The following is a 15,791-nucleotide window of genomic DNA, read 5'->3' on the forward strand; positions in this document are numbered from 1 at the left end:
ACAATCCACGCCCTTTTCCTTCGGAAACATAGGCTGGTAGAGCATACGATTCATTAGAATTAGAATGACGATGGCATGAATAACGTGTAAGCGGCTCTCCTATCGCTATAGGAGAGCCGTTTTTGGGCTTGATATTCTGGTTACAGTGAAGGGCCAAGGGCAATCCAGGACACGAAGCCGTAGGAAAGGCTGCAATTCGGCTGGCGGATCACTTCCAGAACTGCTGCATCCTCGCGCTGGGATTTCAGTGAGATCTGGAAACCAGGATTGTTGCTCATCCCCACGATAACATAGTTAATGCCGGCATAAGGTTCATCGAATAGGACGGTTACCTCGGTCTGAGTGCCGGCCCCTGTCAATACAAAGGGGGTCATTCCAAATTGCTGAAGTTTCGGCTTCCCGCTTGAGCTGCGCACCGGCGTGAAGGCCAGATGCTGTGCAGTGACTGCTGATTCAGCCAATTGCTGGCCGGTAACAGCCCCGTCGGAAATATGAACGCTAGCGACAGCCGACTTGCCTAATTTGTCGCCGTCAATGCTGCCGTCAGCGAGTGTAAAGGTATCAAAAGCGTCCGGTCTAAGATGTCTTCTCTCGATGGTCCCGTCAGCGATTTGGTTTCCGGTAACAGCCCCCTCGGCCAAGGTGAAGGTATCAAAAGCATCCGGTCCAAGGTGTTTACTCTCAATGGAACCTTCGGCGATCAGGGAACCGTTTAAAGATCCCTCAGCCACGTTCGCGCCAGTGATAGTACCTTCAGCGATCTGGCTTCCTGTAACAGAACCGTCAGCTAGGGTAAAGTTATCAAAGGCATCCGGTGCGAGGTGTTTACTCTCAATGGATCCCTCGGCCAAGATGAAGTTATCAAAGGCATTCGGACCAAGGTGCCGGCTCTCGATGGATCCCTCTGCTATCTGTGAGCCGTTCAAGGACCCGTCGGCCACGTTCGCGCCGGTGATAGTACCTTCAGCAATTTGGCTTCCTGTTACTGAACCATCGGCCAGGGTGAAGTTGTCAAAGGCATCGGGTGCGAGGTGTTTGCTCTCAATGGACCCCTCGGCCAAGGTGAAGTTATCAAAAGCATCCGGTCCAAGGTGCCGGCTCTCGATGGAACCTTCGGCGATCTGGGAGCCGTTCAAGGATCCCTCGGCCACGTTCGCGCCAGTGATAGTCCCTTCAGCGATCTGGCTTCCTGTTACTGAACCATCGGCCAAGGTGAAGTTATCAAAAGCATCCGGTCCAAGGTGTTTACTCTCGATGGATCCCTCGGCGATTTGTGAGCCGTTCAAGGACCCGTCGGCTACGTTCGCGCCGGTGATAGTACCTTCAGCAATTTGGCATCCTGTTACTGAACCATCGGCCAGGGTGAAGTTGTCAAAGGCATTGGGTGCGAGGTGTTTGCTCTCAATGGACCCCTCGGCCAAGGTGAAGTTATCAAAAGCATCCGGTCCAAGGTGCCGGCTCTCGATGGAACCTTCGGCGATCAGGGAGCCGTTCAAGGATCCCTCGGCCACGTTCGCGCCAGTGATAGTACCTTCAGCAATTTGGCTTCCTGTTACTGAACCATCGGCCAAGGTGAAGTTATCAAAAGCATCCGGTCCAAGGTGCCGGCTCTCGATGGAACCTTCCGCGATCTGGGAGCCGTTCAAGGACCCGTCGGCTACGTTCGCGCCAGTGATAGTGCCTTCAGCAATTTGGCTTCCGGTAACAGAGCCGTCAGCCAAGGTGAAGTTATCAAAAGCATCCGGTCCAAGGTGTTTACTCTCGATGGATCCTTCGGCGATTTGTGAGCCGTTCAAGGACCTGTCGGCCACGTTCGCGCCAGTGATAGTCCCTTCAGCGATTTGGCTTCCGGTAACAGAGCCGTCAGCCAAGGTGAAGTTATCAAAGGCATCGGGTGCGAGGTGTTTGCTCTCAATGGATCCCTCGGCGATCAGGGAACCGTTCAAGGATCCCTCGGCCACGTTCGTGCCGGTGATGGTGCCTTCAGCGATTTGGCTTCCGGTAACAGAGCCGTCAGCCAAGGTGAAGTTATCAAAGGCATCGGGTGCGAGGTGTTTGCTCTCAATGGATCCCTCGGCCACGTTCGTGCCGGTGATAGTACCTTCAGCGATTTGATTTCCGGTAACAGAGCTGTCAGCCAGGGTGAAGTTATCAAAGGCATCCGGTGCAAGGTGTTTGCTCTCAATGGATTCCTCGGCGATCAGGGAACCGTTCAAAGATCCCTCGGCCACGTTCGCGCCAGTGATAGTACCTTCAGCGATCTGGCTTCCTGTTACTGAACCATCGGCCAGGGTGAAGTTATCAAAGGCATCCGGTGCGAGGTGTTTACTCTCGATGGAGCCTTCAGCAATTTGGGAACCATTCAAAGACCCGTCGGCCACATTCGTGCCAGTGATGGTCCCCTCAGCGATTTGGTTTCCTGTTATTGAACCATCGGCCAGGGTGAAGTTATCAAAGGCATCCGGTGCAAGGTGTTTGCTCTCAATGGATCCCTCGGCGATCAGGGAACCGTTCAAGGATCCCTCGGCCACGTTCGCGCCGGTGATGGTACCTTCAGCGATCTGGCTTCCTGTAACAGAGCCGTCAGCCAGGGTGAAGTTATTAAAGGCATCCGGTGCAAGGTGTTTGCTCTCAATGGATCCCTCGGCGATCAGGGAACCGTTCAAAGATCCCTCGGCCACGTTCGCGCCAGTGATAGTACCTTCAGCGATCTGGCTTCCTGTTACTGAACCATCGGCCAGGGTGAAGTTGTCAAAGGCATCCGGTGCGAGGTGTTTACTCTCGATGGAGCCTTCAGCAATTTGGGAACCATTCAAGGACCCCTCGGCCACGTTCGCGCCAGTGATAGTACCTTCAGCGATCTGATTTCCTGAAACAGAGCCCTCGGCCAGAATGAAGTTGTCAAAAGCATCCGGTGCGAGGTGTTTACTCTCAATGGATCCTTCGGCGATCAGGGAACCGTTCAAAGATCCCTCGGCCACGTTCGCGCCGGTGATGGTCCCCTCAGCGATTTGGCCTCCTGAAACAGAGCCCTCGGCCAGAATGAAGTTATCAAAAGCATCCGGTCCAAGGTGTTTACTCTCAATGGATCCCTCGGCGATCAGGGAACCGTTCAAAGATCCCTCGGCCACGTTCGCGCCGGTGATGGTTCCCTCAGCGATTTGATTTCCCGTAACAGAGCCCTCGTCTAAGGTGAAGTTGTCAAAAGCATTCGGTGCAAGGTGTTTGCTTTCGATGGAGCCCTCGGCAATCTGCTCCCCGTTCAGTGAGCCGTCGGCTACGTTCGCGCCAGTGATGGTTCCCTTAGCGATTTGTCTTCCGGATACAGATCCGCCGGCCAGGGTGAAGTTAGCAAAAGCGTCGGGTCCAAGGTGCTTGCTTTCGATGGAGCCCTCGGCAATCTGCGCCCCGTTCAAGGAGCCGTCGGCTACGTTCGCGCCGGTGATGGTTCCCTCAGCGATTTGATTTCCCGTAACAGAGCCCTCGTCTAAGGTGAAGTTGTCAAAAGCATTCGGTGCAAGGTGCTTGCTTTCGATGGAGCCCTCAGCAATCTGTGCCCCGTTCAAGGAACCGTCGGCGACGTTCGAGCCGGTGATGGTTCCCTCAGCGATTTGATTTCCCGTAACAGAGCCCTCGTCTAAGGTGAAGTTGTCAAAAGCATTCGGTGCAAGGTGCTTGCTTTCGATGGAGCCCTCGGCAATCTGCGCCCCGTTCAAGGAGCCGTCGGCTACGTTCGCGCCAGTGATGGTCCCCTTAGCGATTTGCCTTCCGGATACAGATCCGCCGGCCAGGGTGAAGTTATCAAAAGCGTCCGGACCGAGGTGGCGGCTTTCAATGGAGCCTTCGGCGATCTTCGAACCTTTCAGGGACCCATCGGCGACGTTCGCGCCCGTGATGGTACCTTCAGCAATTTGACTTCCCGTAACAGAACCCTTTCCTAAGGTGAAGTTGTCGAAAGCATCCGGTGCGAGGTGCTTGCTCTCGATGGAGCCTTCGGCAATCTGCGATCCGTCTAAGGAGCCTTCGGCGATGTTCGCGCCGGTGATGGTTCCCCCAGCAATTTGACTTCCTGTTACGGAGTTTTCGGCTAAAGTGAAGTTATCAAAAGCGTCCGGTGCGAGGTGCTTGCTCTCGATAGAGCCCTTGGCAATCTGGGACCCGTTCAAAGCACCAGCCGCAATGTTCGCACCCGTGATGGTTTCCTTGGCGATTTGGCTCCCCGTAACGGAGCCGTTAGCCAGGTTGAAGTTATCAAAGGCGTCCGGACCGAGATGCCGGCTTTCAATAGAGCCCTCGGCTATTTTCGAGCCGTTCAGAGAACCTGCCGCAATGTTTGAGCCGGTGATCGTTCCATGGGCAATTTTTGCTCCTGTAACCCCGTGATCCTGAATAAGCTCCGTTGTAATCGCACCGGCTTCAATATGCTTCGTGTTGATGCTGTGCGTCTGCAAATGATGGGGAAGCACGGCACCTTCTGCCAATTGTCTTGATTTGACGGACCCAGGCTGCAGCTGATCGACTCCCACACTATCCGGTTGCAAGTGGACATGGCCGACAGACTGATCCGCCAGATGGGCCATGTTGACGGAGTAAGGGGCGAGATGGTGACTTTGAATAGAGAATAATTCTATATGCTTGGATGCCACAGCCCCTTCACTGAGATGGTTTCCATGGATCGATTCTCCGGCAATATGCTCGGAAAGAACGGCACCGTTCTCGATGTGCGACGATTCAATGCTTTCGTTCTGGATATGCTTTGCGCTGATCGAGCCTGACGCAATATGCCGATCGGTTACAGCGATATCCTCAATATGCTGTGATTTGACCACTTCCAAACCAAGATGGTCCGAAAGGACGCTCGCTTCTTGCAGATGCACTGCCGAGATGGAGAGCGGTTTGATTTTTTCTCCGCTAACGGCGTTTGTTTTCAATACGGTCCCCGACACAGATGAAGGGGTAAGGTGGTCTTCCGTAATCGATTGCGATTCAAGCTTCGCTCCTGGAATGCTTCCGTCGGCAAACAGCATATCGGGCGATCGGCTCTCGTCAGCCAAATGGTTTAGCGTGATGGATTTCTTTTTCAAATGGTAGCCGTGGATTGCTTCCTGAGTGATATGTTTGCCCAAGATGGATTCCAGTCCAAGATGCACTCCCTCAACCGACTGCTGGGCAATTTTGTCTGAGGTAACGGCTCCATTCTGAATGGCTTCCTTGGCGACGGAATGGGTTGACAGGTGGGTGGAACGAATGGCTTGGGATGCTATTTTGTCACCAGTGATGCTGCCTTCGGCAAGTTTGGACGACGTAACGGAAAGATCCGCCAGCTTGTCGGTCGACACGCTTTCCGGTGACAGTTTCAGGGACGTTACAGCATGGTCTGCCAGATGCCGAGGTGCAATAACGCCTTCACCGATAGAAGATTCGATTACGCTGCCTTCGGCAATTTTGTCGCTTGTTACCGCTCCGCGTCCAAGCGCTTCTGTCCCTACGCTCTCGGTCTGTAAATGGCAGCTGGCAACCGAGCCGTTGGTCAAATGCGATGATTGGATCGCCCCGTCTTGTATTGCATGTGCTCCGACGCTGTCCGCAGCCAGATGCTGCTGCAGAATGGATTGGCTTGCGATATTGCTGGAAGTCACGCCACTCTGCCTAATGATGCTGCCGCCAACCGAGCCCAACGCCAGCTTGCTGCCCGTTACACTTTCGGGTGCAAGCTGTTCTTCCCCAACCGATTCTCGCTGAAGATGCTGTCTCGCGATGGAACGGTCCGCCATGTGCTGCTCTCCAATCGTTCTGGAATGGATTGCCGCACCGAGCACGCTTTCAGGAGCAAAGTGCTGTGGCAAGATGCTGCCGATTGCGATATGTTTTGCTTTCACTGCATCTTGAGAGAGATGCCGGGCTTGAACAGCCTCCGAAGCGATTTGGGATGATTCTACGGCCCCTTTAGCCAAATGACGGGTTTGTACAGCTTCATTGGCAATCTTACTCGGGAGAACACTCTGATCAGCAATTTTTGAGGCCGTAACAGCCTGCTCGACCAGTTTGGCTGTATGGACTGACTGATCGGCAAGTTTGGAGCTCGTTATACTGGAATCGCTCAAGTGCCGGGTGGACACGGCGCTGACGTCGATCTGTTCGGGACCGATGGAACCAGGCTGAATTTGATCAGGCCCTATTGCACCGTCTTCCAGATGGCGGGCGCCCAGCGATCCATTCTGAATATGGTCGGCGCCAATGCCTCTAACAGCAATTTGGTCGGGGCCGATGCTTCCCTTGGCAATATGCTCCGATGTCACGGCCCTGCTGACGAGATGGTCGCTGTTAATGGATTTCTGCTGTATATGGGAGCCGTCTACGGCGCTATCCGCTATTTTGTTTCCGGTGATGGCGCCATCGCGAATTTTGGATGACGTGACGGCATTGTCGGCAAGCTTGGAAGTGTGAATCGCCTCATTGGATATATGCCGGGTTTCTACGGCGCTTGATGCGATTTTTTCTCCAATGACAGATTGGTCGTCCAGCAGCTCCGTCGATACGAGCAGCTGCTCGAGGTGCCTTGCTGTAATAGCTCCGTCGGCTATTTTCTTCCCTTCAACGGCATGGTCCGCCAGCTTTTGGGTGGTTATGCTGCCATCCTTGATTTTGCTTGCGTTGACCGAGCCGTCCCTGAATTTGCGCGTCGATAAAATTCCATCCATGAGATGCTCGCCCGTGACTGACAATGGAGCAATTTTGCTTGAGGTCACGGCTTCGTCTGCAAGATGAAGGCTGGAAACGCTATAGTCTTGCAGTGCTTCGGGACCGACCGCTCCACGAGCAAGCTTGGAAGCCGTAACCGACTTGGAGGCGATCCGGTTCTCGGTTATGGCATATTCACCTATGTCCTCTGTAAATATAAATGCTCCCTTAATTTCTGGCATTTCCTTTTCAAGAATCAACTGCTCCGGCTCGATTTCCGTGTTAGGCAGAGGATCGGAAGATAGCGTCAAATGGTCAGAAGACAGTGTCATGGAAGAATCTGCAGAAGACAGTGTCACGGAATCCGTAGAAGATAATGTTGTGGAGTCAGTTGCTGCCGCGGCGGAGTCGGAATTTACCGTCACGGCATCAGAAAATGCAGTAGCCTCTGTTGATACAGAAATAGCTTCGTCTGATATTACGGGTTTGATGACTTCTTCTCTTTCTTGCTGCCTTAATTCGAAAATGCCGATGAGATCCTCTTCCGGATCCGCGAGAGGTAATGTTGAAAGAATGCGGGCTTCTTTTTCTTGTTCTGTTTCTGTTTCTTTTTCTTTTTCAGGACTGCGTCCATTACCGCGCCCCAACAGGTCGAGTTCCCTGGTACTAGGGTCGACTCTGAAGGGTTGGTTAGAAGATGTTGACGAGTTTTTTTTCTTTTTCTTCAAAACTGCACGCTCCTTCCGAATACTGATCGTCTCCGGTATCATATGCAGCCGTTTAGGCGGCTGTCACTGGTCTTTTGGGATTCGAAGAATCGAAATGGCGGCGCATCCATGGAAAAAGGACCCGGCAAAGGCCGAGTCCTTCATTGTGCGCTTAATAGCGCTTATAAAATTTAACCCCTGGCGCCTTTACGGCTGCACAGTCGGTTCCGTATTTGAAGTTTCTTCAAGAATCTTTGCTTCTAAAACGACAAAAGCCCTGCCTCTCTTTCGTCCTTGCGGCTCCGATGACCGCTCCAGTGTGAATCAGAAAACCGTTCCATAAAACTCATACTTTTAGGGTCATAAAATAGGAATTTGCACTTCAACAGAGATGTAAATAACCATGTTTCGAGGAACTTACGGGGTTAAACTTCGTGTAACAATTACTAATTATAGCACAGCTGCATGTAATAAGCAAAGATATTCAAACGAATATTAGAATGAGATGCAAAAACGCTTGATTTTTTCCTGAAATCCTACGATATTCATATTAACAGTTTTTTCTTGCGAATTCTGCTGCCGAGCTCTTAAACTTGTAGCATCATGTCGAATACGTTCGGATTGCATATGCCTTGCCGATATTTATTATCCGTTAATGAAAGTAGGCGTTCCATGCAACTGTATAAGTCTTTTCTTAAGCAGCTAATCCGGAACTATATGATCGGGTCCATTGCAGCTGTGCTTGTTGTGGGTGGCGTATTAATGGTAACGACCCTCGAGATTCCCACCTCTGAAGGCGTGCGTCTAATGCTCATATTGGCCATTTCGTTCATGGTAATGGTCGCATCGGAGCTGACGGTCTTTCTTCGCCATTTACGGCCGATTCACGCGGGATTTAATGAAGGCCATACGGATTTGGAAACGTTGGAAAAAGCGTATTTGAGCATTCACCGTATGCCGCGTTTGGCGGTATATCGCATATTCGGACCGCATCTGCTCGGTTTATCGCTTCCGGCCATTCTGCTTACCGTTTGGATGATGGAGCAGGGGAAGCTGAATTTCCCGCCGTTCTACATATGGCTGGCTTGCCTGGGGGCGGTCCTGCTGGCCAGCTGTCATGCCATGATCGAATTTTTCCTGACCATAGCCGCCATTCGCCCTTTGATCAAGGAAGTTCGGCGGCAGGCGCTGTCGCGTTATGGCGTGGATTTCTCTCTTGAGGGCCATGTGTTCATGGCGATTCGGACGAAATTTCTGCTGAGTACGATGCTGATCGGCACCTTTCCGCTATTTCTGTTCAGTTTGGCTGTGCAGATCCGGTTGGAGGGGCTTAGTCAGATTGTAGCTCAGCAGTATTGGGGCTGGGCCGGATTTATATTGCTGCTTGGGGTCGGATTTGCTTATATCGGCGCCTGGCTCTTGACCCAGGATTTGCAGCGCCCCATCCGTCAGCTGTACCGGGCGATGAATGAGATCAAGGAGGGCCGTCTGATTCAGACCTCCAATCTCTACTCCGATGAATTTTCCAATTTGATCGCGGGTTTTAATATGATGGTCCGCGGGCTGCAGGTGCGCGAGGAACGGAACCGCAAGCTGCTGGACAGTTATTTTGCCGCTTTGGCGGCGGCGCTGGATGCCAGAGATCCATACACGGCCGGCCATTCGCTTCGAGTAGCGGAATATTCGGTGTTGATCGGCCGTCTGGCCGGACTAAGCGAAGAGCAGGTTGATCTTTTGCATAAGACGGCATTGCTGCATGATATCGGCAAGATCGGGGTCAGGGACAACATTTTGCTGAAGGAAGGGAAACTGACGGCAGAGGAGTTCGATCAGGTAAAGGCTCATCCGGCGCAAGGGGAGAACATTCTGCTGCAAATCGAGCCTGCCGATGCGATGGCTCCTTACCTGGAGGGGGTGCGATCCCACCATGAGCGCTATGACGGAGGCGGGTACCCTGACGGGCTGAAGGGAAAGGAAATTCCGCTGTTCGGCAGGATTATTGCGGTGGCCGATGCCTATGATGCCATGACGTCGGATCGGCCGTACCGCAGCGGCATGAAATCCGCGGATGCGTTGAGCATATTGGAAGCCGGTAGGGGAACCCAGTGGGATCCCGATTATGCGGGCATGTTCGTGAAATACATGAAAGCGGAGAAGAAGGTCATTACGATCCGTTAGCGGGGGACCGGCCAAGGAACGCAGCTGCACGGATTCTTTGATGAGCAAGTAAGAGGCCGTACCTGTGCAGGTATACGGCCTCTTTTTTGTGGGGATGTCGTCTACATGCTGCCAAATGCTCCAGTCCAGCACGTTTATCATGCTGATTCATTACAGGAGCCGACAGGAAAAAAACAAGGATATCAGATCATCTGGTGAGCCGTATCGATTTCCGTACCTTCTTCATGCTCTGCATGCTTCCCCTTGCGATGCATCCAGCCTGCCAGCCATGTGCTGATTTCATATAGACCGATGAGCGGGACGGCAACCATTAGGTGCGATACGAGGTCAGGCGGCGAGATCAGCGCCGCAACGATAACCAAAACGACGTAGGCGTAGCGCCTCATGGTATGCAGGATAGCCGGGCTTAATATTCCTATTCGCGTCAGAAACAGGACGATGACAGGCAGCTCGAAGGCAAGAGACAGCGGGATGATGATATTGAACATGAAACCGAAGTACTGGGCGACGCCGTACGTCTCGACGAGGTCCATCTGACTGTTGATCCCCGTCGTAAAAGCGAGGCTCATCGGAAAAACGACAAAGTACGCAAACGCGACCCCTATGAGAAAACATAACGCAGAGAAGGGGATAAACCGAAGGGCTGCTTTCTGCTCGCGGCCGTTCAGTCCCTGATTGACAAACAGCCAGATTTGATGCAGGGCGAACGGCAAGGTAGGAAGCAGAGACAATACGATGCTGATGCTCATATAGATGCGGAGACCGTCCCAGGGCGAGAATACGTTCCAGGTTACCTGAAAGGCCGGCGAATGATGCTTTAACATGGATAACACATGGGGTGCGGCGAACAGGCCTGCCGCCATGCTTAGGAGAAAGACGGCGGCTACCAGAAGGATTCGCTTTCTAAGTTCGGCGATGTGCTCGAGCAGCGTCATGGTATTCTTGAACTCCATAGACTTCGTCACTCCTTTGGTCATCATCGGAAGATCGGCGTGCAGCGCTGTTTTTTCGATTTATTCAATTCCTTCAGTTCAAACGTATTAAATCCCTCCTGCATTTTTTGATGGATTTCCTGAATGCTCTTCACATCCTCAAAGGAATATCTGCGGTTTCCTCCCTTCGTTCGCTCCGGAAATATGAGCTTGCGTTCCTCGTAATACCGGATTTGCCTTTCCGTCAATCCGGTCAGTTCGCAAACAACCCCAATACTCATCACCTTACTCTCCATGCTCTTTACCTCCTATGTAAGTATTGTTAACCCTGAGCTTTTGTTAATGGCTTGGGATTAAAACCAAAGAAGATAAAACGGTAATAATTTGGGTGGGTTCATTCCTTTTTGGAAGGATTTATGACATGATTTTATGAAAAAGAAAGTGAAAAAGCAATCATTTTTCAAAAAATAAAAAAAATGTGTGAGGAATTCTAACAAGGTTTAAGTCAAACTTTGTTTTCTCTGCTAAGATCGGCTCATGAATCCAATCCAATCCCAAACTAGCGAAGGAGTGAACGAGGGTGGCTACAAAAGAACAACCAAAAGAGATGACCCGGAGACAATTTCTGACGACCGTTGGCAAGGTGGGCGGATCTGTCGCCGTCTTCAGCTTGATGGGTACGATGGGGCTCCTTACGCCGGAAACGTTGAAAGCCGCGGAATATACTCCACCCGGAAAGAATGATCTGCATCTCAGCGGCCGGGGCGGCAAGAAGATTGTTATTCTCGGCGCAGGGATCGCGGGCCTGACGGCAGCGTATGAGCTTGGTCTGGCAGGTTACGACTGCACGATATTGGAGGCAAAAAGCTTTGCCGGCGGGCGTAACTGGACGATCCGCAAAGGAACCTCCGTGTCGGAGATCGGATCCGGCCGTCAGACTTCCCGTTTTGATAACGGACTGTATTTCAATGCAGGCCCGATGCGGATTCCGCAGTTTCACGTCACGCTGGATTATTGCAAGAAGTTTGGCGTAGCCATCGAGCCCTTCAACAACGTGAACGAGAGCGGCTATTACTATAACGAGAACGTGGGGGCTTTGTCCGGACAGCGCGTCCCCAAGCGTGCAGCCAAAGCCGACGTACGCGGTTACGTGGCCGAGATGATGGCCAAAGCCGTGAATCAAAATGCGCTGGATCTGCCGCTGACGGCGGAAGAGAAGCTGAAGCTGGTGGATTATCTGAAGGCCGAAGGAGATCTGAATCCGGACCTGTTCTACAAGGGATCGGAGCGCGGCGGGTATAAGGATGAACCGGGAAGCCGCCTGGATGCCGGCGTGCTCCGCGATCCGTTCGATTTAAAGGCCATCATCAATTCCGGCTTCGGCAAATATTTCAGCAACGAATACGGTTACGACCAGCAGATGATGATGTTTCACCCCGTAGGCGGCATGGACGCCATCATCAAGGCATTCGAGAAACGGGTAGGCAGCCGAATCAAGTACCGGGCCGAGGTGAAGGAAATTCGCCAGTCCTCCTCCGGCGTGCGAATTGTGTATGTGGACGGCCATTCCGGCAGAGAGCAGGAACTCCGCGGCGATTACTGCATCTGCACCATACCGCTGACGGTACTGAAGAAGATCCCCGCCGACTTCTCGCCGGAGATGTCCAAAGCCATCGGCAGCGTGGGCTACGCCTCCGCAGGTAAAATCGGTTTGCAGTTCAAGCGCCGTTTCTGGGAAGAGGACGAGTATCTGTACGGCGGCAGCAGCTTGACGAATATGGACATTACGCAAATCTACTATCCGCCGACAGACTATTTCGGGAAGAAGGGGATCCTGCTCGGCTATTATGCGTACGGGGGCATCGCCGATAAACTCGGCGGCATGTCGTATGCCGAGCGCGAGAAACTGGCATTGACGCAGGGGGCCAAGATCCATCCGCAGTATCCGAAGGAGTTCGAGGCCTCCTTCTCGATCGACTGGAAGAAGACCAAATACCAGGAGGGAGGCTGGGTATCCTATTCCGCCAATGATAGGAAAACCTACTACCCGACCCTCTGCAAGCCGGATAACCGCATTTACCTGGCAGGGGAGCATATCAGCTACATTACGGCCTGGCAGGCAGGCGCCATCGAATCCGCCCGCGAGGTCGTAACCGATATCCATCAACGCGTCATGAAATCATAATGGAGAAGGGAGTCCATAATCCATGAAAAATAAACTGAAGACGTTCCTGGCACTCGCCATGCTGTTCAGTGCCGTAAGCGTAACCGCATATGCCGACGGTGCTTCTGCCCATAAGAAGCCGGCCAAAGCTTTGCCGGCCCCCAAATTTTACGGCAGTCCTACATCCTCGATCTCCAGCGGGGTAGTCGTGCCGGAGGGTTCCTCTTATCTCTATACGAGCGGGACGGTTCCGCCATTGTTGAACAAGGACGGCAAAACGGTGTATGAACGCTATGGGGATACGAAAACCCAGGGGATCGGCATCCTGAAGGAAATCGAGAAGCAGCTGAAGGAGCAGGGATTGACGATGAAGGATGTCGTCTATTTGAGAGTATACCTGACCCCGGATGCAGCGAAGAACGGGACCTTTGATTATACCGGCTGGTTTGACGCATACGCCCAATTCTTTAATACGAAGGAGAATCCGGTTAAGCCTGCGCGTTCCACCGTGGGAGTTGCCGGTCTTGTGAATGCCGATTGGTTGATTGAGATTGAGGCCGTAGCCGTATACCCGAATAAGGAAAAGAAAAAGTAAGTTGTTCTCGTTCGCAGCGGTGGATCGAATGGCCGCTGGCTTTCAACATGAACCGTTACCATCACATATTAAAGGAGTTGGGTTCTATGTTCCAAAATGTCGGTTTTGTCGGATTGATGATGATCTTGATTGTCGTGCTCATTCTGTTCGGACCTTCCAAGCTGCCCGAGCTCGGCCGGGCGGTGGGCCGCACATTGTCCGAATTCAAAGCCTCCGCCAGAGAGCTGGTTGGCGAGGATAAAGAGGAGGAGAAGGATAAGGAGAGGGAGAGGGAAAGGGAGGGAGCCGTCATCAAACTGAAAGGCTGATAGGGAAGTTTAATTTCTCCCTTATGCTATGAAAATGGATATCTCTATACAATCCAAGCTGCTGCCACGGATGATTGAAGTCCACGGCGGCAGCTTTTTGCATGCGGCGCTTGAGGTATGGTTCGAGAGCGGAACTCCCCGTTGTCATCGTTTGCCAGGATTCAGAGAAACTCCTGACGGGTATACACAAGTACAGGCAATGATACAATTCATCATCCATTACGCTAAGAGGAGCTGATACTTATGGATAGCAACGTATTTAAAGGGAAATGGAAGCAGATGAAGGGTGAAGCGAAGAAGCAATGGGGCAAATTGACGGATGACGATCTTGATGTGATCGACGGCGAGAAAGATAAATTGGTTGGCAAGCTGCAGGAACGCTACGGGCATACGAAGGATGCGGCAGAGCGCGAATATACGGATTGGAGTGCAAGATACCGCGACTAGTCCACAAGACGATAAGGGAGGCAGTACGAATCATGTTGGAATCCCGTGTTGTGACCGGCAAGGTGATCGATATTCGTGACGGCAAGGTGTTTACCTTACACGGAGATATGGTCAGCACCTATCATTTGGGATACTACGAGATGACGAACGAGGAGATTCTCCCTGTCACGGACAGTCAGCAGGCGGCAGCGCCCGCCGCGGGCTTCATGGCGGAAGAATCTTCCGTGTCCTCCGGCTGGCTCGGCAGGGAATGGAAACCGCTGGCCAGTTTCATAACCGCATGGAGAAAGAGTGCAAATCGAGCCTGATTTGCGCTCTTTTTTTGACTTTTTAAGCCTGTCTGTCCAGGTAATATGCAATGAGAAATTCATGTGAGTTTTATATTTCAAAAGTCATATTGACTTGGGTCCGATGCGGTGTAGAATGAGGTCAAAAGGAAGTTTGATCAGCCCATTTGAAGACATCGAAGGAGTGTATCAACATCAAGGCTGTCCAGGTTATTCACAAGCCGCGCAAACAGGTTTCGCATCAACGCAAACATTTGATGACGGCCACATGGGAAGGGGTTCCGGCGATCATTTTGCAGACGCTGCTGGGCGGTCCCTTCTTGACAGGATACTTATTGTACTTAGGCGCGGAATCCAGTGAGGTTGGTTTTGTTCTGGCCGTCACCACGCTGTTCAACGTGCTTCAGATTCTGGTTGCGTACCTGATCCAGCGCTTGCAGTACCGCAAGAAAGCAATGATTGTGTTTACCTTTATGCACCGCATGTTGTGGGGGGCTACGGGCCTGATCCCGTTTATTTTTCCGGAACGATGGTGGGTTCCGGTGTTTATGATCCTTTATATGGGCGCCTTTATTGCCAATACCGTATCCGGCATGCTGTGGACCTCGCTGATTAGCGACATGGTGCCGGCCAAAGTGCGGGGGCGTTATTTCGGCATACGCAATACCATCCTGAATGCGCTCGGAGCCCTGACCCTGTTTGTTGGCGGGATCATCCTGGACCGTTATCCCGGCGGCGGGGGCTTCCTGATTCTGTTTATGATTTCTTGGATTGCCATCGCTGCGAACTTATCCATGTTCTTCTTGTATCCTGATCCTCCCTTCGAGCATTCGAGCGAGCGTCAGTTTAGGGCGATGATCCGCAAGCCGCTGTCGGATACGACGTTTATCAAATCTACGCTGTTTCTGGCTGGTTGGCTCTTTCTGCAGACGTTGATTGTTCCGCTCTATTCGTACGCCATGCTGGACGTTCTGCATATTTCGTATTCGATCGTATCCATCATGACCGTTGCGCAGACCGTGATCATGATGACCGGTTTCTACGTATGGGGAAATTTGAATGCGCGTTTCAGCAACAGAACCTTGCTCTATTGGACATTGCCGCTGATTGCGGGGTCGTGCTTGACATGGGGCTTGCTGTCCGTCCTGCCCGTAATTCCGGTGCTGCTGTTATCGCATATGCTGCTTGGTGCCGGCGTAGGCGGCTTTAACCAGCTTGCCTTTAACTTCATGATCGGAGATACGCCGAAAAGCGAACGGCCGATGTTCATTGCCGTATACTCCTCCATCACGGGGTTTGCCTCTTTTCTCGGTCCCATGCTGGGCGGTCTCATATTCAAAGGGATTGCACATGCGCCCGACTGGGTATCCCGATATGGTTTTCAAACCGCGGTGGGCGTGTTGATGGTACTGATTGCTTTGACGGTGGGGCGGAGAGTGCTTCGTTCCGCTTAGAAGAACGGCAGGCAGCCGATGTCTTTCATGTCATGGAT

11 protein-coding genes are annotated in these 15,791 nt (G+C 52.3%); 8 read left to right on the plus strand and 3 right to left on the minus strand.

Going from position 1 to position 15,791, the window contains the following annotated elements; genetic code table 11:
- Window positions 1-140 precede the first annotated feature (140 nt).
- Window positions 141-6,923, minus strand: coding sequence for a WIAG-tail domain (locus tag MHI43_RS03550; protein ID WP_341283225.1), 6,783 nt, complete (start codon window positions 6,921-6,923; stop codon window positions 141-143).
- 88 nt (window positions 6,924-7,011) lie between these two features.
- Here MHI43_RS03550 and MHI43_RS03555 point away from each other — a divergent pair, with 88 nt between their 5' ends.
- On the plus strand, window positions 7,012-7,731 hold the full coding sequence (locus tag MHI43_RS03555; RefSeq protein ID WP_144374197.1) for a hypothetical protein: 720 nt from the start codon (window positions 7,012-7,014) through the stop codon (window positions 7,729-7,731).
- Between the two features lie 329 nt (window positions 7,732-8,060).
- On the plus strand, window positions 8,061-9,566 hold the full coding sequence (locus tag MHI43_RS03560; RefSeq protein ID WP_012818883.1) for an HD domain-containing phosphohydrolase: 1,506 nt from the start codon (window positions 8,061-8,063) through the stop codon (window positions 9,564-9,566).
- Between the two features lie 182 nt (window positions 9,567-9,748).
- Here MHI43_RS03560 and tatC read toward each other — a convergent pair whose 3' ends face one another.
- Together tatC and MHI43_RS03570 are read right to left on the minus strand one after the other, a co-directional pair.
- The gene (gene tatC / locus MHI43_RS03565; protein ID WP_012818885.1) at window positions 9,749-10,519 is read right to left on the minus strand and encodes a twin-arginine translocase subunit TatC; all 771 of its coding nucleotides are present in this window, start codon (window positions 10,517-10,519) and stop codon (window positions 9,749-9,751) included.
- A gap of 23 nt (window positions 10,520-10,542) precedes the next feature.
- On the minus strand, window positions 10,543-10,794 hold the full coding sequence (locus tag MHI43_RS03570) for a MerR family transcriptional regulator (RefSeq protein ID WP_012818886.1): 252 nt from the start codon (window positions 10,792-10,794) through the stop codon (window positions 10,543-10,545).
- Window positions 10,795-11,078: 284 nt separating this feature from the next.
- Here MHI43_RS03570 and MHI43_RS03575 point away from each other — a divergent pair, with 284 nt between their 5' ends.
- The 6 genes from MHI43_RS03575 (at window position 11,079) to MHI43_RS03600 (ending at window position 15,753) form a co-directional block, all read left to right on the plus strand.
- Window positions 11,079-12,683, plus strand: a complete 1,605-nt coding sequence (locus MHI43_RS03575; protein ID WP_081746343.1) for a flavin monoamine oxidase family protein — start codon at window positions 11,079-11,081, stop codon at window positions 12,681-12,683.
- 22 nt (window positions 12,684-12,705) lie between these two features.
- Entirely contained in the window at window positions 12,706-13,257 is a 552-nt protein-coding gene (locus tag MHI43_RS03580; RefSeq protein WP_009593031.1) for a RidA family protein, read from the plus strand.
- An 86-nt stretch (window positions 13,258-13,343) separates the two neighbouring features.
- Complete coding sequence (locus MHI43_RS03585; RefSeq protein WP_036664551.1) at window positions 13,344-13,565, plus strand: twin-arginine translocase TatA/TatE family subunit; 222 nt, start codon at window positions 13,344-13,346, stop codon at window positions 13,563-13,565.
- Window positions 13,566-13,808: 243 nt separating this feature from the next.
- Window positions 13,809-14,012, plus strand: a complete 204-nt coding sequence (locus tag MHI43_RS03590) for a CsbD family protein (protein ID WP_009593042.1) — start codon at window positions 13,809-13,811, stop codon at window positions 14,010-14,012.
- A 32-nt stretch (window positions 14,013-14,044) separates the two neighbouring features.
- On the plus strand, window positions 14,045-14,320 hold the full coding sequence (locus MHI43_RS03595; RefSeq protein ID WP_036664548.1) for a hypothetical protein: 276 nt from the start codon (window positions 14,045-14,047) through the stop codon (window positions 14,318-14,320).
- 146 nt (window positions 14,321-14,466) lie between these two features.
- Entirely contained in the window at window positions 14,467-15,753 is a 1,287-nt protein-coding gene (locus tag MHI43_RS03600) for an MFS transporter (protein WP_036664546.1), read from the plus strand.
- Window positions 15,754-15,791 lie beyond the last annotated feature (38 nt).

The organism is Paenibacillus sp. FSL H8-0457 (assembly GCF_038051935.1).
Classification (GTDB): domain Bacteria; phylum Bacillota; class Bacilli; order Paenibacillales; family Paenibacillaceae; genus Paenibacillus_AQ; species Paenibacillus_AQ lautus_A.

Excerpts from the sequence above, each read along its gene's own strand:
- MHI43_RS03550 (WP_341283225.1), bottom strand. The coding sequence starts at position 6,923 with ATGCCAGAAATTAAGGGAGCATTTATATTTACAGAGGACATAGGTGAA.
- MHI43_RS03555 (WP_144374197.1), top strand. The coding sequence starts at position 7,012 with ATGGAAGAATCTGCAGAAGACAGTGTCACGGAATCCGTAGAAGATAAT.
- MHI43_RS03560 (WP_012818883.1), top strand. The coding sequence starts at position 8,061 with ATGCAACTGTATAAGTCTTTTCTTAAGCAGCTAATCCGGAACTATATG.
- tatC (WP_012818885.1), bottom strand. The coding sequence starts at position 10,519 with ATGGAGTTCAAGAATACCATGACGCTGCTCGAGCACATCGCCGAACTT.
- MHI43_RS03570 (WP_012818886.1), bottom strand. The coding sequence starts at position 10,794 with ATGGAGAGTAAGGTGATGAGTATTGGGGTTGTTTGCGAACTGACCGGA.
- MHI43_RS03580 (WP_009593031.1), top strand. The coding sequence starts at position 12,706 with ATGAAAAATAAACTGAAGACGTTCCTGGCACTCGCCATGCTGTTCAGT.
- MHI43_RS03585 (WP_036664551.1), top strand. The coding sequence starts at position 13,344 with ATGTTCCAAAATGTCGGTTTTGTCGGATTGATGATGATCTTGATTGTC.
- MHI43_RS03590 (WP_009593042.1), top strand. The coding sequence starts at position 13,809 with ATGGATAGCAACGTATTTAAAGGGAAATGGAAGCAGATGAAGGGTGAA.
- MHI43_RS03595 (WP_036664548.1), top strand. The coding sequence starts at position 14,045 with ATGTTGGAATCCCGTGTTGTGACCGGCAAGGTGATCGATATTCGTGAC.